The sequence below is a fragment of the Mesorhizobium sp. FG116 genome, from assembly GCF_057809835.1.
Window position 1 is genome coordinate 241,570 of sequence record NZ_JBMDKS010000001.1, and the last position, 22,543, is coordinate 264,112.

23 protein-coding genes and 1 pseudogene are annotated in these 22,543 nt (G+C 60.8%); 10 read left to right on the top strand and 14 right to left on the bottom strand.

Annotation, left to right across the window (positions count from 1 at the left end):
• Positions 1-29 precede the first annotated feature (29 nt).
• Positions 30-1,277 (bottom strand): MFS transporter, encoded by a 1,248-nt coding sequence (locus ACODTY_RS01095; protein ID WP_488992447.1) that lies wholly within the window; start codon positions 1,275-1,277, stop codon positions 30-32.
• 92 nt (positions 1,278-1,369) lie between these two features.
• A complete protein-coding gene (locus ACODTY_RS01100; RefSeq protein ID WP_488992448.1) occupies positions 1,370-1,564 on the bottom strand; it encodes a DUF1192 domain-containing protein in 195 nt (64 codons plus the stop codon).
• A gap of 157 nt (positions 1,565-1,721) precedes the next feature.
• Between ACODTY_RS01100 and ACODTY_RS01105 the strand changes: the two genes are divergently transcribed.
• From ACODTY_RS01105 to ACODTY_RS01115, 3 genes are all read left to right on the top strand, one after another.
• The gene (locus tag ACODTY_RS01105) at positions 1,722-2,702 is read left to right on the top strand and encodes an NAD(P)H-quinone oxidoreductase (protein ID WP_488992631.1); all 981 of its coding nucleotides are present in this window, start codon (positions 1,722-1,724) and stop codon (positions 2,700-2,702) included.
• Positions 2,703-2,851: 149 nt separating this feature from the next.
• On the top strand, positions 2,852-2,992 hold the full coding sequence (locus tag ACODTY_RS01110; protein WP_082549530.1) for a DUF1127 domain-containing protein: 141 nt from the start codon (positions 2,852-2,854) through the stop codon (positions 2,990-2,992).
• A gap of 217 nt (positions 2,993-3,209) precedes the next feature.
• Complete coding sequence (locus ACODTY_RS01115) at positions 3,210-3,902, top strand: DUF1013 domain-containing protein (protein ID WP_488992449.1); 693 nt, start codon at positions 3,210-3,212, stop codon at positions 3,900-3,902.
• 228 nt (positions 3,903-4,130) lie between these two features.
• On the opposite strand, the gene ACODTY_RS01120 is transcribed toward ACODTY_RS01115, so the two are convergent.
• Both ACODTY_RS01120 and phaR read right to left on the bottom strand, forming a co-directional pair.
• Positions 4,131-5,189: a dipeptidase gene (locus ACODTY_RS01120; RefSeq protein WP_488992450.1), complete on the bottom strand. Its 1,059-nt coding sequence runs from the start codon at positions 5,187-5,189 to the stop codon at positions 4,131-4,133.
• A 157-nt stretch (positions 5,190-5,346) separates the two neighbouring features.
• Positions 5,347-5,955 (bottom strand): polyhydroxyalkanoate synthesis repressor PhaR, encoded by a 609-nt coding sequence (gene phaR / locus ACODTY_RS01125; protein ID WP_488992451.1) that lies wholly within the window; start codon positions 5,953-5,955, stop codon positions 5,347-5,349.
• 285 nt (positions 5,956-6,240) lie between these two features.
• Between phaR and ACODTY_RS01130 the strand changes: the two genes are divergently transcribed.
• From ACODTY_RS01130 to ACODTY_RS01140, 3 genes and pseudogenes are all read left to right on the top strand, one after another.
• Positions 6,241-7,428 carry an acetyl-CoA C-acetyltransferase gene (locus ACODTY_RS01130; protein WP_488992452.1) on the top strand — a complete coding sequence of 396 codons (1,188 nt, stop codon included), beginning with the start codon at positions 6,241-6,243 and terminating at the stop codon, positions 7,426-7,428.
• 117 nt (positions 7,429-7,545) lie between these two features.
• Positions 7,546-8,271 carry an acetoacetyl-CoA reductase gene (phbB, locus tag ACODTY_RS01135; RefSeq protein WP_056238207.1) on the top strand — a complete coding sequence of 242 codons (726 nt, stop codon included), beginning with the start codon at positions 7,546-7,548 and terminating at the stop codon, positions 8,269-8,271.
• A gap of 208 nt (positions 8,272-8,479) precedes the next feature.
• A pseudogene (locus tag ACODTY_RS01140) lies at positions 8,480-8,746 on the top strand (YMGG-like glycine zipper-containing protein); the annotation flags it as partial.
• Positions 8,747-8,909: 163 nt separating this feature from the next.
• On the opposite strand, the gene rpsP reads toward ACODTY_RS01140, so the two are convergent.
• The 5 genes from rpsP to ACODTY_RS01165 form a co-directional block, all read right to left on the bottom strand.
• On the bottom strand, positions 8,910-9,305 hold the full coding sequence (rpsP, locus tag ACODTY_RS01145) for a 30S ribosomal protein S16 (protein WP_488992453.1): 396 nt from the start codon (positions 9,303-9,305) through the stop codon (positions 8,910-8,912).
• 47 nt (positions 9,306-9,352) lie between these two features.
• Positions 9,353-9,682, bottom strand: coding sequence for a chorismate mutase (locus tag ACODTY_RS01150; protein WP_488992632.1), 330 nt, complete (start codon positions 9,680-9,682; stop codon positions 9,353-9,355).
• A gap of 7 nt (positions 9,683-9,689) precedes the next feature.
• Positions 9,690-11,270, bottom strand: coding sequence for a signal recognition particle protein (gene ffh / locus ACODTY_RS01155; protein ID WP_488992454.1), 1,581 nt, complete (start codon positions 11,268-11,270; stop codon positions 9,690-9,692).
• Between the two features lie 248 nt (positions 11,271-11,518).
• Positions 11,519-12,502 (bottom strand): CPBP family intramembrane glutamic endopeptidase, encoded by a 984-nt coding sequence (locus ACODTY_RS01160; RefSeq protein ID WP_488992455.1) that lies wholly within the window; start codon positions 12,500-12,502, stop codon positions 11,519-11,521.
• 121 nt (positions 12,503-12,623) lie between these two features.
• Entirely contained in the window at positions 12,624-13,223 is a 600-nt protein-coding gene (locus ACODTY_RS01165) for a DUF1236 domain-containing protein (RefSeq protein ID WP_488992456.1), read from the bottom strand.
• A 251-nt stretch (positions 13,224-13,474) separates the two neighbouring features.
• On the opposite strand from ACODTY_RS01165, the gene ACODTY_RS01170 reads away from it, so the two are divergent.
• Positions 13,475-14,290, top strand: a complete 816-nt coding sequence (locus tag ACODTY_RS01170) for a lytic murein transglycosylase (protein WP_488992457.1) — start codon at positions 13,475-13,477, stop codon at positions 14,288-14,290.
• 25 nt (positions 14,291-14,315) lie between these two features.
• Here the strand turns inward: ACODTY_RS01170 and ACODTY_RS01175 are convergent, their stop codons facing one another.
• The 5 genes from ACODTY_RS01175 to tlpA all read right to left on the bottom strand — a co-directional run bounded on the left by ACODTY_RS01175 (position 14,316) and on the right by tlpA (position 19,494).
• Positions 14,316-15,371: a sn-glycerol-3-phosphate import ATP-binding protein UgpC gene (locus tag ACODTY_RS01175; protein WP_488992458.1), complete on the bottom strand. Its 1,056-nt coding sequence runs from the start codon at positions 15,369-15,371 to the stop codon at positions 14,316-14,318.
• Between the two features lie 5 nt (positions 15,372-15,376).
• Positions 15,377-16,225 (bottom strand): sn-glycerol-3-phosphate ABC transporter permease UgpE, encoded by an 849-nt coding sequence (gene ugpE, locus ACODTY_RS01180; protein ID WP_488992459.1) that lies wholly within the window; start codon positions 16,223-16,225, stop codon positions 15,377-15,379.
• Positions 16,226-16,234: 9 nt separating this feature from the next.
• Positions 16,235-17,119 (bottom strand): sn-glycerol-3-phosphate ABC transporter permease UgpA, encoded by an 885-nt coding sequence (ugpA, locus tag ACODTY_RS01185; RefSeq protein WP_488992460.1) that lies wholly within the window; start codon positions 17,117-17,119, stop codon positions 16,235-16,237.
• 151 nt (positions 17,120-17,270) lie between these two features.
• Positions 17,271-18,581, bottom strand: a complete 1,311-nt coding sequence (gene ugpB / locus ACODTY_RS01190; RefSeq protein ID WP_488992461.1) for a sn-glycerol-3-phosphate ABC transporter substrate-binding protein UgpB — start codon at positions 18,579-18,581, stop codon at positions 17,271-17,273.
• A 232-nt stretch (positions 18,582-18,813) separates the two neighbouring features.
• Positions 18,814-19,494, bottom strand: a complete 681-nt coding sequence (tlpA, locus tag ACODTY_RS01195; RefSeq protein WP_488992462.1) for a thiol:disulfide interchange protein TlpA — start codon at positions 19,492-19,494, stop codon at positions 18,814-18,816.
• 32 nt (positions 19,495-19,526) lie between these two features.
• Here tlpA and argH point away from each other — a divergent pair, with 32 nt between their 5' ends.
• The 3 genes from argH (at position 19,527) to lysA (ending at position 22,486) form a co-directional block, all read left to right on the top strand.
• Positions 19,527-20,927, top strand: coding sequence for an argininosuccinate lyase (argH, locus tag ACODTY_RS01200; RefSeq protein ID WP_488992463.1), 1,401 nt, complete (start codon positions 19,527-19,529; stop codon positions 20,925-20,927).
• A gap of 67 nt (positions 20,928-20,994) precedes the next feature.
• The gene (locus ACODTY_RS01205) at positions 20,995-21,201 is read left to right on the top strand and encodes a hypothetical protein (protein ID WP_488992464.1); all 207 of its coding nucleotides are present in this window, start codon (positions 20,995-20,997) and stop codon (positions 21,199-21,201) included.
• A gap of 19 nt (positions 21,202-21,220) precedes the next feature.
• Complete coding sequence (gene lysA, locus ACODTY_RS01210; RefSeq protein WP_488992465.1) at positions 21,221-22,486, top strand: diaminopimelate decarboxylase; 1,266 nt, start codon at positions 21,221-21,223, stop codon at positions 22,484-22,486.
• Positions 22,487-22,543 lie beyond the last annotated feature (57 nt).

A 22,543-nucleotide genomic window follows, 5' to 3' on the forward strand; every position in this document is an offset into this window, starting at 1 on the left:
CCTAGTTGTGCTGTAAAGTTGTCTAAATCTCAACCATCGGTTTCATTTTTTGTCCGCGGATCGAGCCGCAACGATTCCGGCGTTATCGAGCGTTCCACCGGCAAGGTCTTGAAAGCGTCGCGATCTTCAATCGGAACCGGCGCGCGACGCTTGATGCGCAACATGGTGTAGCCGGCAAGGCAGATGTGCGCGAGCGCGGTTGCAAGAAACAGGCTTTCAGGACGCATCCATTCCATCAGTGCTGCAGCTACCAGCGGGCCTATGATGGTGCCGAAGCCGTAGAGCAGCAAAAGTCCGCCCGAAACCTTGACGAAATCTTCCGCTCTGGCGTGGTCGTTGGCATGCGCCACCGCGATCGAATAAAGCGTATAGGCGAAGGCACCATAGGCCGCCGTGGCAGGCAGCACGAAGAGGCCGGAGCGCGGTTGCACCACGAAGACGATCAAGCCGAACAATGCCGCGCCAAACGCAGCGCCCGCCAGCACATAGCGCCGGTCCGTGCGGTCCGACAGCCTGCCTGCGGGAAGCTGCATGACCGCCCCGGCGACGACGACAAGGCTCATCATCAAGGCGATCTGCGCCGTCGAGATGCCGACGCGCGCGCCGTAGACCGCGCCCAGCGTGCCCCAGGCACCGTTGGCGATGCCGATCAAAAGGCAGGCGATCGCCGCGACCGGCGAGTTGGCATAAAGCCCTTTCAGGTCGAGTTTCACATCCTGCAATGGCTGCGGGGTGGACTGGGTCGAGACGGCTGTCGGGATGAGCGACAGGCAAAAGAAGATGCCGGTAATCATGAACAGCGAGGCGGACTGCACGTCGCCGGCAGCGACGATCATCTGGCCGCCCATGATGGAGGCGTAGGTGACCATCATATAAAGGCCGAAGACGGTGCCACGGTTTTCGTTGGTGGCCTTTTCGTTCAGCCAGCTCTCGATGATCATGAACGCGCCGGCCATGACGAAGCCGGTAAAGGCGCGCAGCGCAATCCAGGCATATTCGTCGATGATGAGCCCCGTGAGCAGGGCGATGATGGCGCCGGAGGCTGCAAACGTGCCGAAGGCCCGCACATGACCCGCGCGCCGAACGATGCGCGGGGCGAAATAGCAGCCGGTGACGAAGCCGGTTGCCCAGGCCGTTCCCATAAGGCCCAGTGAAGCGGTTGAAAACCCTTCCATCTGGCCACGCAATGGCAACAACAGGCCATGCAAGCCGGATGCCGCCAGCAAAAAGGCGGTGCCGCGCAAGAGAGACAGGATCGGTCTGTAGGTTGCAAACATCTACACTGTCCGGCGGAGGAATCGAATCTGGCGGAGTTTTCCTAGAACAGTTTGTTTCAGGCTTTTAAGGGGCAGATGCCGCTGTTCGCGACCTAGCCTCGTCGGAAAAGCGCTTCTGCCGCGGATTTGGTCGAGCCCTTGGCCTGCAGTTCGGCTTCGATGCGTTCGATCTCGGCACGCAGCATATCTATGCGTTCCTTAAGTTCTCCGACCGACAGCAGCGCCAGATCCTGGCCAATCTCATGCGGCTGAGGCTTTTTCCTGGGCTCATCGTCGAAGATCGCCATGGTTGCTCCCCGATAATCGGTTGGTAGCCTGAATCAGGCGGTTTGCCTCACTCGTCAGTCAGCATACATAGGGCAGGGGCTGCGATGCAAACAGCCGGCACCTGCCGCAAAAGAGGAGACGGGAAAAATGGCGAAGGAACACAGGATTCCCGAGAAGATGACGGCGGTTGCCATTTCGGAGCCGGGTGGTCCGTTGGTGCTGAAAACGGAAAAGCGCGATGTTCCCCAGCCGGGGTCGGGAGAGATCCTGATCCGGGTCCATGCCGCCGGCGTCAATCGGCCCGACATATTGCAGCGCAAAGGAGCCTATCCGGCTCCTGCCGGGGCATCCGACCTGCCCGGGCTGGAAGTGGCGGGCGATGTCGCGGCGCTTGGCGAAGGCGCGCAACGCTGGCGCATCGGCGATCAGGTCTGTGCGCTGACGCCGGGCGGCGGCTATGCGGAATATGTGGTGGTGCATGCCAGCCACGCGCTGCCGCTGCCGGCAGGCTTCACCTATACCGAAGCCGCAGCGGTTCCTGAGACCTATTTCACCGTTTGGCACAATGTGTTCGAGCGTGGCGCGCTGAAGGCGGGCGAGACGCTGCTGGTTCATGGTGGATCGTCGGGTATCGGTACGACGGCGATCCAGCTTGCCTCGGCGTTCGGTGCGCGCGTCATTGCAACCGCCGGCTCTAAGGAAAAATGCGATACCTGCCTCAAGCTCGGCGCTGATCGGGCGGTAAACTATCGCGAGGAAGATTTCGTGCAGGCGGTCAAGGAGGCGACCGATGGCACGGGCGCCAATGTCATCCTCGACATGGTCGGCGGCGACTATGTCGGCAGGAATTATTCGGCGGCCGCCGTCGAAGGCCGCATTGTCCAGATCGCCACCCAAGCAGGAGCTATCGCCAGCGCGGACTTTTCCAAGCTGATGGTCAAGCGACTGGTGCATACCGGCTCGACGCTGCGGCCGCGTAGCGTCGAGTTCAAGGGCGCGGTGGCGGCTGCGCTCGAGGTGCAGGTTTGGCCGTTGCTTGCCGTGCGCAAGGTCGCGCCGTTGATGGATATGATCTTTCCGCTCAAGGAAGCCTGGCGGGCGCACGAGCGCATGGAAGAAGGGGACCTCATCGGCAAGATCGTGCTCGACGTCGGCTAAGGCGGATCAGGCTCGCCTGGTTCTTTACCGGTCGTTCATGTTGCAATGCAGCAAATGCATCCCCGCTATGCAAAAGCGTCTGTTCAATGTTCGCGCGTGAAAGCCTATATCAGCGTCATCGAATTCAACCGAACTTGCTGGAGGCAAACATGAACCTGATCCGCTCTTACAAGAACTGGCGCCGCTACTCGGAAACCGTCCGTGAGCTGAACCGTCTCAACACCCGCGAACTCAACGATCTCGGCATCAACCGCGCCGACATCGCCAAGGTCGCCCGCGCCGCTCTCTAAGCGACGTTGGACTGAAAGCAGAACCGACGTCTGGCGCAACCATCGCGCCTCCGGTTCCGAGCCCGCTGGACCCCGTCCGGCGGGTTTTGTTTTTGGCGGCTGGAAATTCTTGCTCCAAACGGCGAACACGGCTATACAGACCTCGATTTTCCCATTTTGGTGGCTCTAGAAACCACCGCCCGCGCGGGAACGCGGGCGAACGAGAAGGGTTTTTTCGATGGCAAATACGCTTCTGATGCCGAAGGCGACCGCGGTTTGGCTGGTTGACAATACGGCGCTGTCATTCGACCAGATTGCGCAGTTCTGCGGATTGCATCCGCTTGAGGTCAAGGCGATTGCCGATGGCGAGTCGGCGCAAGGCATCAAGGGCATGGACCCTGTGATGACCGGCCAGTTGACGCGCGAAGAGATCGCGCGCGCCGAAAGGGACCAGAACCACCGGCTCAAACTGTCCGAGCCAAAGGTGCGGGTGCCGGAATCGAAGCGCAAGGGCCCGCGCTATACGCCGCTGTCCAAGCGCCAGGACCGGCCCAACGCCATTTTGTGGCTGGTTCGCAACCATCCGGAACTCAAGGACGCCCAGATATCGCGCCTGGTCGGCACCACCAAGTCGACCATCGAGCAGATCCGCGAGCGCAAGCACTGGAATGCCGCCAACCTCGTGCCGATGGATCCAGTGACGCTCGGCCTGACCTCGCAGATCGACCTCGACATCGAAGTGCAGCGCGCCTCGCGCGGTCGCGAACAGGCGCAGCCTGCGGGCGACACATTGTTGCCGGCGTCCTTGACCGAGCGGCTGACGCCCGAAGTCGAAAAGCCGAAGGATGAGGATGCTGAACTCGACGCCAACGCCGTGTTCGCCAAGCTCTCTGCGTTGAAGTCGACCGACCAGGATCAGGACGACGAATGAACTGACGTACCGGCTGCCGGCCCGCTCATGCGGGTCGGACCGGCCCTTGGTCAGAAGTAAGCTCTATCTCATTTTTGGCTGCATTTCCGGGCAGAACCGCTTCACACATTTGCCGGAAATGCTCCTAAAGCGTTTTGCGATCTTTCAGATTCGCTTAACACGCTTTAGCTCCTTGATTTTATGCATGTCTTTATCCGGAAACCGGCTCCCACTTTTGGGAGACATGCATTAGGCTCCCAGCGTTCGTTCGATCACGTTGACCCAGTTCTTCCAGGCAATTTTTTCGATCAGTTCGCGGCCGTAGCCGTGCTGCTCGAACGCGGCGATCAGCTTCGGCAATCCGGCAACGTCGCCGATCGGAGCCGGGATCATGGCGCCGTCGAAATCGGAACCCAGCCCGACGCCATCCTCTCCCAGCGCTTCCAGCAAGGCATCGACATGGCGAACCATGATTTCGAGTCCCGTATCTGAATTCATCCTGCCGTCTTCACGCAAAAAGCCGGTGGCATAATTCAGCCCGACCATGCCTTTGGTTTCGCGGATGGCGCCGAGCTGCCAGTCAATCAGGTTGCGTGCGTGCGGGCAAACGGAATGGGCGTTGGAATGGGTGGCAACCAGTGGTGCATCGCTTAACGCTGCCACATCGCGAAAGCCCTTTTCGTTGAGATGAGACAGGTCGATCATGACCTTGAGCTTGTTGCAGGCTTTGACCAGCGCCTTGCCGGCGTCGGTCAGGCCGGGGCCAATATCCGGCGACGACGGAAAGCGGAACGGAACGCCATGGCCGAAAGCGTTGGGGCGGCTCCAGACGATACCCAGCGAGCGCAGGCCGGCGGAATAAAGCACGTCAAGCATGGCAAGATCGGTGTCGATCGCTTCGGCGCCTTCGATGTGAAAAACCGCGGCAACCGAGCCTTTTGCCATGGCCGCCCGGATATCGGCAGCGCTGCGACAGACGGTCAACGCGCCGGCACGTTCCAGCCGGAACAGGATAGACGCCATGCCAAGGGTCGAAGTCCTGGCCTCCTCCATGGAAAGCTGGGGAGCCATCGGTTCGTTGGACCCCGACCCGGCTGCCTGGCGTTTTGCTTTTTCGACGGGTGGCGGGAAAATGGCAAACATACCCCCCGCGAAGCCGCCTTTCCTGGCTCGGGGCAGATCAATGTGCCAATCGGCGGGGCTGCCCTCGATGAACAGCTTTTCCTTGCCGGCATCCTGCGTGACGTAGAGCTTGAGCAGCGTATCGTTATGGCCGTCGAAAACCGGAACAAGGGTTTGGTCTGTCATGGGACACCATTTGGAATGATTGAACGCGGGCGCCGGGAATCGCTGTTGTCGGTCCGTGGGACGTCCTGTTTAGGCAAGAACCACGCTCACCGTAAATGCCAGCGTGAACGCCACGGCACTGCCCTCGTGCGATAGCGGACTTGGGGGGCGAGCCGCGCTAGGATAGGGTGTCCAGCTTGCGCTGCATGGCAGCAATCTGTTCCTTGAGGTCCTGAAGATCATCGCCCTTTTCGGCCGGCTCCTTGCGGGCCGGCGCTGGTTCGGGCGCAGGCGTGGGGGAGGCGCCTGCGGCGGGGAACGGCGTGAACATGCGCATGGCGTTCTGGAACATCTCCATATTGCGCCGCGTCTGTTCCTCGATTGCCTTCATCGGCGTCATCTTCATGACGTCTATCGGCGATTTGCCGATGGCACCCTTCATCTGCTCGCGAAAACGCTCCTGTTCCTTGGAAAAGGCCAGCATCGACTGCTCGAGAAAAGAGGGCACGATCATCTGCATCTGGTCGCCGTAGAAGGCGATTAATTGACGAAGGAAGGATATGGGCAGCATGTTCTGTCCATCCTTGTTTTCCAGCTCGAAAATGATCTGGGTCAAGACCGGGTGGGTTATGTCGTCGCCGGTCTTGGCGTCCTGGACAGTGAACTCCTCGCCCTTCTTGACCATTTCGGCCAAGTCTTCGAGCGTGACATAAGTACTCGTGCCAGTGTTGTAGAGGCGGCGGTTGGCGTATTTCTTGATTACCACCGGTTCGTCTTTCGCGGCCATCGGCATCCTCCCGTCAAGCCCCCGGTATGCTTGGTAAGCGTCCGGTTACGATTTAGCCCTTTCCTCAGGATATGCGCAAAACACGCGCAATTCCAAGTGGTTTGTGCAGTGCGGAAGGAACGCGGCCGCTTTCGGCGCTGCAAAATGCTGCGCAGCATGAGCGTGCCCGCTCTTGGCAAGAAGTCGAAGTCATAGATTTCCGGTTTGACTCGGGTTCTGGAAAGGGCAACAAAAGTCGCCACAACCTTATCGGGAACTTGTTTTCCGCAGAGTCTGGAGAAGAAAATGTCCGCTTCCAACGCCATCGTTGTCGCCAGTGCCGCACGTACGCCGGTCGGCTCGTTTAACGGGGCTTTTGCCAACACGCCGGCGCACGAGCTGGGTGCCGCCGCGATCAAGGAAGCGTTGGGCCGGGCTGGCGTCGACGCCAAGGAGGTCGATGAGGTTATTCTCGGACAGATCCTGACGGCCGGCCAGGGCCAGAATCCGGCCCGCCAGGCAGCGATGGCAGCCGGCATTCCGCAGGAGGCGACGGCATGGGGCCTCAACCAGCTTTGCGGTTCCGGCCTGCGTACCATCGCCATCGGCATGCAGCAGATTGCGCAGGGCGATGCCAAGGTGATCGTTGCCGGCGGTCAGGAATCGATGTCGATGGCCCCGCATGCCCAGCATCTGCGCGGCGGCACCAAGATGGGCGACCTGAAACTGATCGACACGATGATCAAGGACGGCTTGACGGACGCATTTTACGGCTACCACATGGGCAATACCGCCGAGAACGTTGCCCGCCAGTGGCAGTTGACCCGCGACGACCAAGACAAATTTGCGGTCGCATCACAAAACAAGGCCGAAGCCGCGCAGAAGGCCGGCAAGTTCAAGGACGAGATCGTTCCGTTCACGGTCAAGACCCGCAAGGGCGACATTGTCGTCGATCAGGACGAGTATATCCGCCACGGTGCGACGCTCGACGGGATGACCAAGCTGAAGCCGGCCTTCGACAAGGAAGGTACTGTAACGGCCGGCAACGCATCCGGCATCAATGATGGTGCGGCGGCCGTCGTGTTGATGACCGAGGCCGAGGCGGTGCGGCGCGGGATCACCCCGTTGGTGCGCATCGTTTCCTGGGCGACGGCAGGCGTCGATCCGCAGATCATGGGCACGGGCCCCATCCCTTCATCGCGCAGGGCGCTGCAGAAGGCCGGCTGGTCGGTTGGCGATCTCGACCTGGTAGAGGCGAACGAAGCCTTTGCCGCACAGGCCTGCGCCGTCAACAAGGACATGGGCTGGGATCCGGCGATCGTCAACGTCAATGGCGGCGCCATCGCCATCGGCCATCCGGTCGGCGCATCAGGTGCGCGTATCTTCAACACGCTGGTGTTTGAGATGAAGCGCCGTGGCGCGAAGAAGGGCCTCGCCACGCTGTGCATCGGCGGCGGCATGGGCGTTGCCATGTGCGTTGAGGCCATGAACTAGGCTGCTGCCGCGGCGGGCAGCGGCCACGGCAAGAATACAAGACTGAACTCAAGAACAGTCTGAATTGCCGCTGCTCCGGGCACTAGCTTCTCTGTCATTCATTGGAGGAGGACTGGAATGAGCAAAGTGGCAATCGTGACCGGCGGCTCGCGCGGCATAGGGGCGGCGATATCGATCGGCCTGAAGAATGCCGGCTATCAGGTTGCGGCCAACTATGCCGGCAATGATGAAGCCGCGCAAAAGTTCAAGGCCGAGACGGGCATTCCGGTCTATAAGTGGTCGGTCGCCGACTACGATGCCTGCGCTGCCGGTATCAAGCAGGTCGAGGCCGATCTCGGGCCGGTGAGCGTTTTGGTCAACAACGCCGGCATCACCCGGGACGCAATGTTCCACAAGATGACGCCCCAGCAATGGAACGAGGTTATCGGCACCAATCTCAGCGGCGTATTCAACATGACGCACCCGCTGTGGAGTGGCATGCGCGACCGCAAGTTTGGCCGCATCGTCACGATTTCATCGATCAACGGACAGAAGGGGCAGGCCGGACAGGTGAATTATTCTGCCTCGAAGGCCGGCGATATCGGCTTCACCAAAGCTCTGGCGCAGGAAGGCGCACGTGCCGGCATTACCGTCAACGTCATCTGCCCGGGCTATATTGCGACAGACATGGTCAAGGCCATCGATGAAAAGGTGCTCAACGAGCGCATCATTCCGCAAATTCCCGTCGGTCGCCTGGGCGAGCCTGAGGAAATTGCCCGCTGCGTCGTTTTCCTGGCCTCCGAGGAAGCCGGCTTCATCACGGGTTCGACGATTTCGGCCAATGGCGGCCAGTACTTCGCCTGATCCGCGTCCTTTCGCGTAATGAAGGCCCGGGAAACCGGGCCTTTTTTGTGAAGCTACAGCACCGCAGATGTCGGTCTGGCGAAGAGACCGAACCCTTGTCCACCAACTCACGTCTGTCTTCGATCTGCCTTGTTCGGATCGAATCCTCGTTTCATCCGTTATCGGCGTGGCGGCGAGGATTTGTGTTCCGCTTGCGAGAGGTAGGACGATGAAGAAGTTGGTTGTGTTGATGGCGTTGCTTTTGCCGCTCGGTGCCTGTTCCCAGACAGAGCAGGGTGCAGCAATTGGCGGCTTGGGCGGCGCGGCGATTGGCAGTGCGGTCGCTTCACCCGGTAACCGGGCTGAGGGCGCACTTGTCGGTGGCGCAGTCGGTGCGGTCGCTGGCGCTCTTATCGGCTCGGCAAATGAGCCCAACAGATGCCGGTACCGCGATGGCTATGGCCGCGTCTACATTGCGGCGTGCCCTCGCAGCTATGATGACGGGTATTACGCGCGCCGCTACGAAGATCGCCGCTATCCGCGTCGCTACTACAATCGTTACGACCCGTACTACTGAGCGATGGTCTCAGTTTGATATTGCAATAAAAAAGCTGCGCCGGTTTGAAGACCGGTGCAGCTTTTCTTGCTGAAAGTCGGGCTTATTCAGTCGCAGCAGCTTCAGCCGGTGCGGCTGCAGCAGCGGCCGCGGCTGCCGCTGCATCCTGCTGTGCCTTCTGCAGCAGGGCATTGCGTTCCTGCGCCTTCTTGCCCGGAAGCGCCTTGGTCGGGTTGCTGCGTGCCTCGCGGGTGGCGAGACCGGCTTCGCTCAGGAAGCGGGCGACGCGGTCGGTCGGCAGCGCGCCGTTGCCCAGCCAATGCTTGACGCGGTCGGCATCGATCTTGACGCGTTCGCCGTCCTTGGGCAGCAGCGGGTTCCAGGCGCCAACCGCTTCGATGAAGCGGCCATCGCGCGGCGAACGCACGTCGGCAACGACGATGTGGTAGTAGGGGCGCTTCTTCGAGCCCGCGCGGGCCAGTCTGATCTTCAGTGCCATGTTTTTCTCCTAAAAGCTCTGATTCTGGTGGTGGTTACGGCTGTTGCTCAACCGGATTTGGACGCGCCGCCATTCGCGGCAGCGATATTTTCGTGATGGCGGATAACCTCACGGATGACGAAGTTGAGAAATTTTTCCGCGAAATCGGGGTCGAGGTGGGCATCGTTGGCGAGCCGGCGCAGCCGCTCGATCTGCTGCGACTCGCGCGCGGGGTCGGCAGGCGGCAGCCCATGCGTCGCCTTCAATACTCCGACGGCCTTGGTGCAACGGAAACGTTCGGCCAGCATGTGAATGAGGGCCGCGTCGATGTTGTCGATCGAGGCGCGGTAGTCCGCGAGGGTCTTTTTCGCTTCCGCGATATCTTGTTCTTCGTTCATCGCGTCCTCACTTCTTCTTGCCGAGGCCCGGCAGTCCGCCGCCAAGACCCGGGAGCTTCATGCCGCCCGGCAGGCCTGGAAGCCCGCCGCCGCCCAGACCCGGCAGTCCGCCGGGCAGGCCTTTGCCTAGTCCAGCCGCTTCGGCCTGCTTCTTGAGCGCCTCAAGCTGCTTGGGATCCATCTTCGACAGGTCCGGCATGCCGCCGCCCATCATGCCGCCAAGGCCGCCCATGCCCATCTTCGAGGCGAGGCCGCCCATCAGGCCGCGCATCATGCCGCCGCCCTTACCCTTGCCGCCCATCGCCTTCATCATGTCGGCCATGCCGCGATGCATCTTCAAGAGCTTGTTGATCTCGGCCGCATCCGTTCCCGAGCCTGCGGCGATGCGCTTCTTGCGGGAATGCTTCAGGATGTCGGGATTGGCGCGCTCGGCCCGGGTCATCGACGAAATGATGGCAAGCTGACGCCCGAACATCTTGTCGTCGAGGCCGGCTGCCGCCATCTGGTCCTTCATCTTGCTCATGCCGGGCATCATGCCCATGATGCCGCCCATGCCGCCCATTTTCGACATCTGCTGCAATTGTGAGGCAAGGTCGTTGAGGTCGAACTTGCCCGACTGCATCTTCTTGGCCATCGCAGCCGCTTGTTCGGCGTCGATGTTTTCTGCGGCCTTCTCAACGAGCGAGACGATGTCGCCCATGCCGAGGATTCGGTCGGCGATGCGCTTTGGATAGAATTCCTCAAGCGCGTCCATCTTTTCACCGGTGCCGATCAACTTGATCGGCTTGCCGGTGACGGCGCGCATGGAAAGAGCCGCGCCGCCGCGACCGTCGCCATCCATGCGGGTCAGGACAAGGCCGGTGATGCCGACGCGTTCGTCGAAGCTCTTGGCAAGGTTGACCGCGTCCTGGCCGGTCAGTGAATCCGCAACCAGCAGGATTTCATGCGGCGCGGACATCTTCTTGATGTCCGCCATCTCGACCATCAGCGGCTCGTCGATATGGGTGCGGCCGGCGGTGTCGAGGATGACGACGTCGTGGCCGCCGAGCTTGGCGGCCTGGACGGCGCGCTTGGCGATGTCGACCGGCGTCTGGCCGGCAATGATCGGCAGTGTCGCTACGCTCACCTGTTCGCCCAACTGGCGCAACTGCTCCTGCGCGGCCGGGCGGCGCGTGTCGAGCGAGGCCATCAGAACCTTCTTGTTCTGGCGGTCCGTCAGACGCTTGGCAATCTTGGCAGAAGTAGTGGTCTTGCCCGAACCCTGCAGGCCGACCATCATGACGACGACCGGAGCCGGCGCGTTCAGATCGATGGCGACGCCCTCGGCGCCGAGCATCTCGACCAGTTCGTCGTGAACGATCTTGACGACCATCTGGCCGGGCTTGATCGACTTCAGGACTTCGGCGCCGACGGCCTTTTCCCGCACTTTGTCGGTAAACGAACGCACCACTTCCAGCGCGACGTCGGCTTCCAGCAAGGCGCGACGCACCTCGCGCAGCGCGGCCGAAACATCGGCCTCCGACAGCGCGCCGCGGCCGGTCAGGCCGTTCAGGATCGAGCCAAGGCGTTCCTGTAGCGATTCAAACATGCGTTTCCCTTTTCCCTGCCAACCCGATGATGGCCGAGAGGTAGTGCTTTTGCGGCAATCCTCCAAGCAAAGCCGTTGGGCATGGCCCAAAACCAGAAAGCACCCGGGGGCGCACAGCGCTGCCGGATGTTGGCCTCCGGGATCGATTTTACAGCTCTAGGCCAATATGGCCACGGCGTCCCGGTCAGCTTCGCGAAAGTGAACTTGTCGCGGAATTGCGGCGTGTAGACAGGAAAATGGTGCGAGAGTCAAGCTTGCGCCAATTGTTGGGCATGGCCGATGTCCTGCGCATTGTCGGGCCTGACCTTGAGGAAAGACCGTGGATGCACGAGCAAGAGCAAGGTCAGCGCGCTTGCGGCAATGCCAATTGCGGTGACGAGCAACGCATCGGTCGAATCCCATCCCGGCCCTTCCAGGGGAGCCGCCGTGAACAAGGCGAAAGCGTTGTAACTTTCCTGATGCGAGATCAGCAAAAAGCCGAACAGGTTGTTGCCGAGGTGGGCGCCGAACGCTGCACCGAGATTGCCGGTGACATAGACCAGGATCATCAGCACGATTGCGAAAGCACCGATAGCGCCGAGGCCGGCCAGGTTCATCGTTGGGCTTGTGGTCGGGCTCCAGTGAAGCGACGTAAACATGATGAGCGGGATGACGCCCCAGATTATCGGGCTGCGAAACAGCTTAGCCAGTCCGCGTGGCAGATAGCCCCGAAAAAGCAGTTCTTCCGACGATGTCTGGATAAACGTGAGAATGACGATCGGAACAAGGAAGAGCATCCATGAGCCGATGGAGATAGAGCCGCGCGCAATTTCGGGGCGCAGCAGATAGAGCAGGATCTCGGATACGAGCGAGGTGATGACAACCGCGACCAGGCCCTTGATGAATGCATCGCGGGAAATGCGGCGGCTGTTGCCGAACAAGGCGCCGATGCGCTCGCGGTGAATCCAGCGCATGACGATCCAGACGCCAATCCATATGCCGGCAAAGGACATCAGGGCGGTGAGAATGCCGGCTGGCGAACCCATGAAGGACGTCATGACGGTCGAATTCACGGCCTCGCCGGAATTGGCCAACTGCATAGCGTGAAAATAGGCGCCGGCCGAAACGGTAATCAGCGTCGCGCCCGTCCATGCGATCACGACGATGACCGACCCCAGGATGAGGCGCAGGAGCGTGGTCTTGTCGTTTGGCGAGTGCCGATACTGTTCGAAAGCCTGCGGATCGATCTGCACGCGTCCCCCTGACTTCTGCTGTCGGATGAATGACTAGCGCATGCGCCGCCAAAGTTGAATTCACTTCGGCGGCGCATTTGATGACAGGGTAAACGGTCCAGAGTGTGAACCGGGGCGTGAATTACCGGACCACGTAGACGATGCGGCGGGTCGCCGGGTCGATCAAGGCGGGTTGGCCGTTTATGTAGACGTAGCGGTAGTCGTAGTCGGGTATCTCCCCGAGCACGACATCGTCCGGCAATGAGGAGCCCGTCACGACTTCGCCGTCGAGATAGACAGGCTCCATCGAGTGCTCCGTTACATAGGTGCGCACGGCCTGTGGCGGCGCGTCGATCACTTCGACCGGCTCGCCCGGAACAATCGCGGACGTGTAGGTTGACGGATATTGGCCGACGTCGGCTGGCGGCGGTGCGACAGCGATGCCGGCATCGGCCGGCCTTTGGGTGACGATGACGCGGGTGCCGGCGAATTCAGCGGTTACATAGTCGGAATAGACCCATCCTTGTCCGCCTGCTTCGGCAATCGTGCACCATTTTGAGTTTTCGAGGCACCCTGTCAGCGTTGCCGGTTGCCCGGCCTTGAGCACGCCCGTGACCGGATACTGGGGACCGGGACCGGCGCGGACATTAAGGTCGGTCACTGCGGAAACCGAGGTGTCGGCGAGTGCTGCTCCTGAAAGCAGGGCAAGGGCGCCGGCAATCGGCAGCAAGAGCGGTTTCATATCTTCTCTCCGTTTTGAACTATCCCTCAGTGGGGCCAAACGGAGGTGGCAAGCATTAGTTCCGGCTAATCCAGCTTGGCGCATCTCACGAATTGTTAAGTGCTGCAGTGCGCGGGCTGCCACATTTAGAGCGTGTTCGTGAGACACAGAGCCGCCTTCGCGACGGGGGCGGGGCCAAAGAGCGATGACAAACACGAGTTTCGCTGGCAAATTCGCGTCCAGGATGTGATTCCGGCAATCAGGAGATGAATATGGCAGGTCTTGCCAAGGGCAGATTTTTTGTTGCTGCGGCGCTGGGGGCGCTGGTCATGACCACCGCGGCTCATGCCGCAGGCAAATGCGGCAATGATGGCAGCGGCTTCGGGGCCTGGGTCGAAGACTACAAGGCCGACGCGCAGGCGCGCGGCATCGATACCGGCCCTATGAAAGGCGTCAAATACGATACCGGGGTCATCAGGATAGATCGCAGCCAGCACAAGGCGTTCAAGGGCACGGTCGAGCAGTTCCTCGCCCGCCGCGCGCCTGCATCCTATGTCAGCAAGGCCAAGGGCTATATGAAATCCCAGGCAGGCCTGCTGCGGAAGATTGAGGCGAAGTTCGGAGTTCAGCCTGAAGTGCTGCTGGCGATCTGGGGCATGGAGACGGGCTTCGGCGCCAATTCCGGCAACAAGAGCGTGTTCGGTCCGTTGGCTACGCTGGCCTATGACTGCCGCCGCTCCGAGTTCTTCACCAACGAACTGGATTCGGCGCTCGAGATTGCCCAGAAGGGCTATATTTCAGCCGCCCAGATGCGGGGAGCCGGCTTCGGCGAACTCGGCCAGACGCAGTTTCTCCCCTCGAAATATCTGCAATATGCCGTCGATTTCGACGGCGACGGCCGCCGCGACCTGATCCATTCGCGCGCCGACGTGCTGGCCTCGACTGCCAATTTCCTCCGCGGCCATGGCTGGAGCGCAGGTGGCGGCTACGGTCCGGGCGAGGCCAACTATGGCGTCTGGAACGACTGGAACCGTGCAACGATCTACCAGAAGGCGCTGGCCGAGTTCGCGCGACGCATCGCAAACTAGAGCGTCGGGATAGGGGATGCGGGTTTCAGACCCGCTTTCCTGCCGCGTCGAACCAGTGAATCTTATCCAGGCTTGCCGTTATGCTGAGTTTGTCGCCGGGCTTTGCCGTGGCGCGACCTGAGACGCGCACCAGAACCCGGTCACCGGCCGCTGCACAATGCAGGAAGCTCTCGGCGCCCACAGGCTCCACCGCTTCGACAACCGCAGGCAAGACCAGAGCCCGTTTCCCTTCGACCTGTCCGACAATGGCATCTTCGGGACGGAAACCAAGTGTTGCGGCCGTGGCCGGGGGCTCGACACCGAGGGTAACGCCTTCCGCCAAGCGCGCGTGATCACCCTCGCGCTTCAAAGCCATCAGGTTCATGGGTGGCGCGCCGATAAAGGATGCCACGAAAGTCGAGGCAGGCTTTTCGTAGATGTCGAGCGGTGCACCCGTCTGCTCCACGAGGCCTGCGTTCATGACCACGAGTATGTCGGCAAGCGTCATCGCCTCGAGCTGGTCGTGGGTGACGTAGACGGACGTCACGCCCAGATTGCGCTGCAGGTTCTTGATTTCGACCCGCATTTGTCCGCGCAGCTTGGCATCGAGATTGCTCAGCGGCTCGTCGAACAAAAATACTTTCGGGTTTCGGACGATGGCGCGACCCATGGCGACGCGCTGGCGCTGGCCGCCTGAAAGTTCGCGCGGACGCCGTTCCAGCAAATGGGCAAGTTCTAGCACCTTGGCCGTCGAGCGGACACGGCTGTCGATTTCCGCTTTTGGCGTGCCGCGGTTGCGCAGACCGTAAGCCATGTTGTCGTAGACGTTCATGTGCGGATAGAGCGCGTAGTTCTGGAACACCATGGCGATGTCGCGGTCGGTCGGGCTGATCGCATTGACCACCTTGCCATCGATGGAGACGGTGCCGGACGAGATGGCTTCCAGCCCGGCAATCATGCGCAGCAAGGTGGATTTGCCGCAGCCGGAGGGGCCGACGAGGACGCACAATTGCTTGTCCGGAATGGCGATCGAGACGCCCTTCACGGCTTCGACGCCACCTGCGTAGACCTTTTTGACATCCTTCAGATCGACAGTTGCCATTGGGCCTACTTCTCCGACTCGACAAGTCCGCGAACGAACCACCGCTGCATGGCCACCACGACGAGGATTGGCGGCACGATGGCGAGCATGGCCGTGACCATGACGAGGTGCCATTGCGTGTCTGCATCGGCGAACGACACCATTTTGCGCAGCGCGATGACGATGGTGTTCATGTCGTTGTGGTTGGTGACCAGAAGCGGCCACAGATACTGGGTCCATCCGTAGATGAACAGGATGACGAAAAGGGCCGCGATGTTGGTGCGCGACAGCGGCAGCAGGATATCGAAGAAGAAACGCCACGGGCCCGCACCGTCGACGCGCGCCGCCTCGACCAGTTCACCCGGGATGGTCATGAAGAATTGCCGGAACAACAATGTCGCCGTGGCCGAAGCGATCAGAGGGACGATAAGCCCGGCATAGGTGTCGATGAGGTCGAGATCGACCATCACCTTGTAGGTGGGCAAGATGCGGACTTCGACCGGCAGCATGAGCGTAATGAAGATCAGCCAGAAGAACACCATCCTGAGCGGAAAGCGGAAAAAGACGATGGCGTAGGCCGAGAGGATCGAGATGCAGATCTTGCCGATGGCGATGCCGAGCGCCATCACCAGCGTGTTGAACAGCAACACGTCGACGCCAACACCGCCGATGCGGTTGACGCCTCCCAGCAGGGCTTCCGAGTAGTTGTTCCAGAACTCACCGCCGGGCAGGAGCGGCAGAGGAGGGCGCAGGATGGTCTGCAGCGTGTGGGTGGACGCGACGAAGGTGTAGTAGATCGGGAACGCGACAATCAGGATGCCGACAAGCAGGACCGCATGGGCAATATAGGTGCGGAAGCGGGAAGAGCCGATCATCGTGCGGCCTCATCCATAGTGCACCTTCCTTTCCACGTAGCGGAACTGGATGGCGGTGAGTGCAATGACGATGACCATGAGGATCACCGATTGGGCAGCAGAATCGCCGAGGATCAGATTGACGAAGCCGTCATTGTAGACCTTGTAGACCAGTGTTTCCGTAGCCTTGCCGGGCCCACCGCCGGTCACCGCGTGGATGATGCCGAACGTGTCGAAGAAGGCGTAGGTGGTGTTGATGACCAGCAGGAAGAACGTCGTCGGCGCAAGCAGCGGGAAGACGATTGTCCAGAAGCGCTTGGTCTCGCCGGCTCCGTCGATTGCCGCCGCCTCGATCAGGCTCTTGGGGATGGCTTGCAGCCCGGCGACGAAGAACAGGAAATTGTAGCTGATCTGCTTCCACGCCGCGGCGGTGACCACTAGCATCATGGCGTCGGTGCCATCCAGCAACGGGTCCCAGGCGATGCCAGCCTTGCGCAACAGCACGGCGAGCGTGCCGATGGAGGGGTTGAAGAGGAACAGGAACAGCATGCCGGCGATAGCGGGTGCGACCGCATAAGGCCAGATCATCAAGGTGCGGTAGAGGCCTTTGCCGCGAACCACCCGTTCCGCCATCACAGCAAGCAAAAGCGCGACGCTCATGGCGACGAGCGCAGTCGCAAGCGAGAAAACCGCCGTGACCTTGATCGAGTTGACGTAAGCGGGGTCGGCGAGAACTTTCTCGAAATTCGCGAACCAGACGAACTTCGATTTCAGGCCGAACGGATCTTCCTTCAGCATCGACTGGTAGAGCGCCTGGCCCGCCGGCCAGTAGAAGAACACGAGCGTGATGGCGAGTTGCGGCGCCACCAAGAGGTAGGGCAGGACCTTGTTGGGGAAGACGACACGGGGGGTCATGCGCAACCTGCCGTTTCGATAGGCGAGATGCCGGCGTTGTCTTCGCCCCTTGAACAGTAAGCGAGCGTGAACCCCGGCTCTCTCTTTTGCAAGCGAGAGCCGGGGAATGTGCGAACCGGAAGGGTTTTCACCTCAGGCACGATCAATGAGATCAGTTGCCCATGGCGTCCTTGATTGCCGCATTGCCGCGCTGGACCACGTTGTCGAGCGCCTGCTGCGCGGTCTGCTGGCCAGCCAGCATCTTCTCATATTCCTCGTTCATGATGTCGCGGACCTGCGGCAGGTTCGGCAGGCGGACACCCTTGGAGTTTTCCGTCGGGGCCTTGCCCATCATCTGCAGGATCGGCGTCTCCCGGCCGGGATTCTTGTCATAGAAGCCGGATGCCTTGGTGGCCTCGTAGGCGGCCAGCGTGACCGGCAGATAGCCGGACTTCTGGTGCAGATACTCCTGCACTTCCGTCTTCGACAGGTAGGTGAAGAATGCCGCTACGCCCTTATACTGCTCGTCAGACTTGCCGCCGAAGACCCAAAGGCTGGCGCCGCCCGGTGTGGTGTTTTGCGGTGCTCCCGGTGCGTCGCTGTCATAGGGAAGCTGGCCGATGCCGTAGTTCATGCCGGACTTGACGATGTCGCCGAGGCCGCCGGAGGATTCCGTGAAGATGCCGCATTCACCGGCAAGGAAGATCTGCTTTGCCTCCGATGTGCGACCGCCATATTTGAAGGTGCCATCCTTGGCGAGATCGGCGAGCGCCTGGAAGTGATTGACGTAGAGCGGTGCGTTGACTTTCAACTCGACCTCGCCGCCGGCCAGACCGTTTTCACCGGTTGCCCAGGAAATGTTGTTCCAGGCGGCGAAATTTTCAGTGTGAATCCAGGTCAGCCAGGTGGAGGTGTAACCGCAAGGGGCGGCACCGCTGGCCTTGATCTTCTTGGCCGCGTCCCACACCTCGTTCCAGGTCTTGGGCGGGTTGTTCACGTCGAGGCCGGCTTTCTGGAAGATGTCCTTGTTGTAGTAGAGGATCGGCGAGGACGAATTGTAAGGGAATGACAGCATGGTGCCGTCCGGCTTGGAATAGTAGCCGACGATGCCCGGCAGGTACTGGCTCTTGTCGAATTTGAGGCCTGCGCCTTCGAGCACTTCAGCCACCGGCTTGATCGCGCCCTCGGCAGCCATCATCACGCCGGTGCCAACGTCGAACACCTGCATGATGTCGGGGGACTGACCGGCGCGGAATGCGGCGATGCCGGCGTTCAGCGTTTCTGGATAGGTGCCCTTGAACACCGGAACGATCTCGTAGTCGCTCTGGCTGGCATTGAAATCCTTGGAAATCTTGTCGACGACCTCGGCATTGGCGCCGGTCATTGCGTGCCACCAGCTTATCTGGGTGGCAGCGAAGGCCGATGTCGTTGAAAACAAGGTCAATGTAGCGGCGACACCGGCCGCAAAGCCGTGGAATCTCATCTCTCTCTCCCGGTTTGTCATTGGCGAAACAGGTTCGCCGGGGGAGTATCGGTGCATTGTGACAGTAGCACAATAGTTTTGTTACGCGCTCATGAACCTTCAATCCAATTGCGAATTGCTTTCGTTTATGAGGGGATTCAAATATGCCCAGTCCAGATTCGGTGGAAACCGCACAACACAAGCATCCGCCGCCCGTCTGGACTTCGGTGCAGCTTTGCGTTTGTTGAAGTTGCTAGGGCTTGAGTGCCGTTTCGATCAAATTTTTGGCATCGGCGCCCGACCATTCGGCCGGGCCGTTCATGTGGGCGACAAGGCAGCCGTCGCCGTCGATCAGCATGGTTACCGGAAGGCCGAGCGCAAGGCCGCGCTCCTTGGCGTCGTTGAACAGCGCCAGTGAATGGTCGCTGTAGTAGTTCAGCGTCTCGACGCCGATTTCCTTGAGGAAGGCTTTCGGCTTGGTGTCGTCGCCGGTATCGACATTGACGGCGACCACTTCAAACCCGTCGCCGCCCAGTTCCTTTTGCAGCGTATCGAGTCCCGGCATTTCGGCGCGGCATGGCGCGCACCATGTTGCCCACAGATTGAGAAGTACTGTCTTGCCGGTGTGGCCGGCAATGCCGAATGGCTTGCCGTCGGGCCCATTGAAGGCAAGCGCCTTCAGCGATTGCGGCGGATCGGCAGGCATCAAAGCGGCGACCTCGCCCGTGGCGGCTGCGGCAATTGTCTTGGCGCGTTCGGTTTTTACAGCGCAAACGGTGTCGTCGCCCTGCTGGACCGCCGCCTCGATTGGCGCTGTGTTGTTGCCAGCAAGCCCGCCGCTGACATATACCGCGACCGCGCCGGTTATTGCTCCTGCGACGAGAGCCGCAAGAATCAGGCGCGTGGTGGGAAAGAGTTTTCTGCCGTCTGCCATTTTCAAACTGCTCCGGGACACGGGTTATAGCAATGAGCGACAAGAAGGCCAGCAACCAGATGTGGGGCGGACGATTTGCCTCGGGCCCTGCGGCGATCATGGAGGCGATCAACGCTTCCATCGGCTTCGACCGCAAGCTCTATGCGCAGGATATTCGCGGCTCCATCGCCCACAGCGAGATGCTGGCCAAAACGGGCATCATTTCGACGGCGGACCAGGAAAAGATCGTCGACGGCCTGAACACGATCCTGAAAGAGATTGAAGCCGGCAAGTTCGAATTCTCGACCCGGCTGGAAGACATCCACATGAATGTCGAGGCACGCCTGGCGGAGCTGATCGGCCCGGCTGCCGGTCGGTTGCACACCGCGCGGTCACGCAACGACCAGGTTGCCGTCGATTTCCGGCTGTGGGTGAAGGACGAGTTTCATCGGGTTGCCGAGGCGCTGAAGGGGCTGATGGCAGCATTCGTGGATCGTGCCGAGCAACATGCGGCAACGATCATGCCGGGCTTCACTCATTTGCAGACCGCGCAGCCGGTGACCTTCGGCCATCATTGCCTCGCCTATGTGGAGATGTTTGCACGCGACCTTTCGAGAGTTCGCGACGCAATCGACCGCATGGATGAAAGCCCGCTGGGCGCGGCGGCACTTGCCGGTACGGGGTTTCCGATCGACCGTCATATGACGGCCAAGGCGCTTGGCTTCCGCGAGCCGACGCGCAACTCGCTGGATAGCGTCTCGGACCGCGACTATGCACTGGAATTCCTGTCGGTCGCGTCGATTGCGGCCACGCATCTTTCCAGGCTGGCCGAAGAAATCGTCATCTGGTCGACGCCGCAATTCGGCTTCGTGCGCCTGTCCGACAGCTATTCGACGGGCTCGTCGATCATGCCGCAGAAGAAGAACCCGGATGCGGCCGAGTTGGTGCGCGCCAAGACGGGCCGTGTGAACGGTCATCTGATCGGCCTGTTGACGGTGATGAAGGGCCTGCCGCTGACCTATTCCAAGGACATGCAGGAAGACAAGGAAGCCGTCTTCGACGCGGCGGAGACGCTCGACCTGATGCTTGCGGCCATGACCGGCATGGTGCGCGACCTTACTGTCAATGAAGCCGCCATGAAGAAGGCTGCCGGCTCCGGCTATGCAACCGCGACCGATCTTGCCGACTGGCTCGTGCGCAGTCTCGGGCTGCCGTTCCGCGAGGCACACCATGTCACCGGCCGTGCCGTGGCGCTGGCCGAGCAGAAAAAGGTCGGCCTCGAGAAGCTCTCGCTTGAAGAATTACAGACGATCCATTCGGGCATAACTGGCGACATTTTCTCGGTGCTGTCGGTGCAGAATTCGGTCAAAAGCCGGGAGAGCTTCGGGGGCACCGCGCCTGCACAGGTGCGCCGGCAGGTGCGGTACTGGAAAAAGCGCCTTGCCAAGGCATGATGCCGGGGTGCAATGCGTGCAAAACTTGGCTAAAAGCTTCGTACGAAAAGTACAGACGGGTGAACCTATGACTGCGGGCAGGATTCTGGTTACGCTTACGCTTCTGACGGCAATGGCCACGGTTGCCGCGTGCGGGCGCAAGTCTGGCCTCGATACACCCTACGAAGCTGCAGTTCAGGCGCGCAAGGACGCCCAGAAGGCCAAGGAGCCGGTGCCGCCGGAGCCGGCCAAACCGGAAACGGACAAGCCGTTCATCCTCGACTCGTTGATTTGATCTTTCCGGACATATCCTCTTGAACCATTTCGATTATCGCGACGGCATGCTCCATGCCGAGGACGTGGCGATCCCCGAGATCGCAGCGCAGGTCGGCACGCCCTTCTATTGCTATTCGACCGCAACGCTGACTCGGCATTTCAAGGTGTTTTCGCAAGCGTTTGCCGGACTTGACGCGCTCGTCTGCTACGCCATGAAGGCGAACTCCAACCAGGCGGTGCTGAAGACGCTGGCCAAGCTCGGCGCCGGTGCCGATGTGGTATCTGAGGGCGAGTTACGCCGGGCATTGGCAGCGGGCATTCCGGCGGGCAAGATCCTGTTCTCAGGCGTCGGCAAGACGGCGCAGGAGATGGATTTTGCGCTTCACGCCGGCATCCTTTGCTTCAATGTCGAATCGGAGCCGGAACTAGAGCTGCTTTCCGCACGGGCAACGGCGCTCGGCAAGACTGCCCCGGTTTCGCTCCGCATCAATCCGGATGTGGACGCCAAGACGCACAGGAAGATTTCCACCGGCAAGGCAGAGAACAAGTTCGGCATCCCGTGGCAGCGGGCGCGTGAAGTTTATGCGCGCGCATCCAGATTGCCCGGGTTGAAGGTGAAGGGCATCGATACGCATATCGGCAGCCAGATCACGGAACTGCAGCCGTTCGACGACGCATTCGGGCTGCTGGTCGAACTGATCGGCACATTGCGGGCTGACGGGCACGACATCAGCCATGTCGATCTCGGCGGCGGCCTCGGCATTCCGTACCGCTTCGACAATGATCCGCCGCCTTTACCGGACGCCTATGCGGCCATCGTGCGCAAGCAGGTTACGGCGCTCGGCATCAAGGTAATGTTCGAGCCCGGCCGGCTGATCGTCGGCAATGCCGGCATCCTGGTGTCGCAGGTGATCTTCGTGAAGGAAGGCGACGCCAAGAACTTCCTCATCGTTGATGCTGCGATGAACGACCTGATCCGGCCGACGCTCTACGATGCCTTCCACGATATCCGTCCGGTGATGCAGCCGGCGGTCAATGCGCCGCGCATGAAGGTCGATGTGGTCGGGCAGGTCTGTGAGACCGGAGATTTCCTCGGGCTTGACCGTGATCTCCCGCAATTCAAGGTTGGCGACCTGATCGCTGTCGGCACTGCCGGAGCCTATGGCGCCGTGCAGGCCGGCACCTACAATACGCGCCTTCTGGTGCCTGAGGTATTGGTTGACGGCGATCGGTTCGCGGTGGTCAGGAAACGCCAGACCTTTGACGAATTGATAGGGCTCGATTCCATCCCTGAATGGCTTTGAGCGGGCGTTCACGTTTTCGGGAAGCTGCCTCGCCTTTGCCGTGTTTGCTGCTATTGT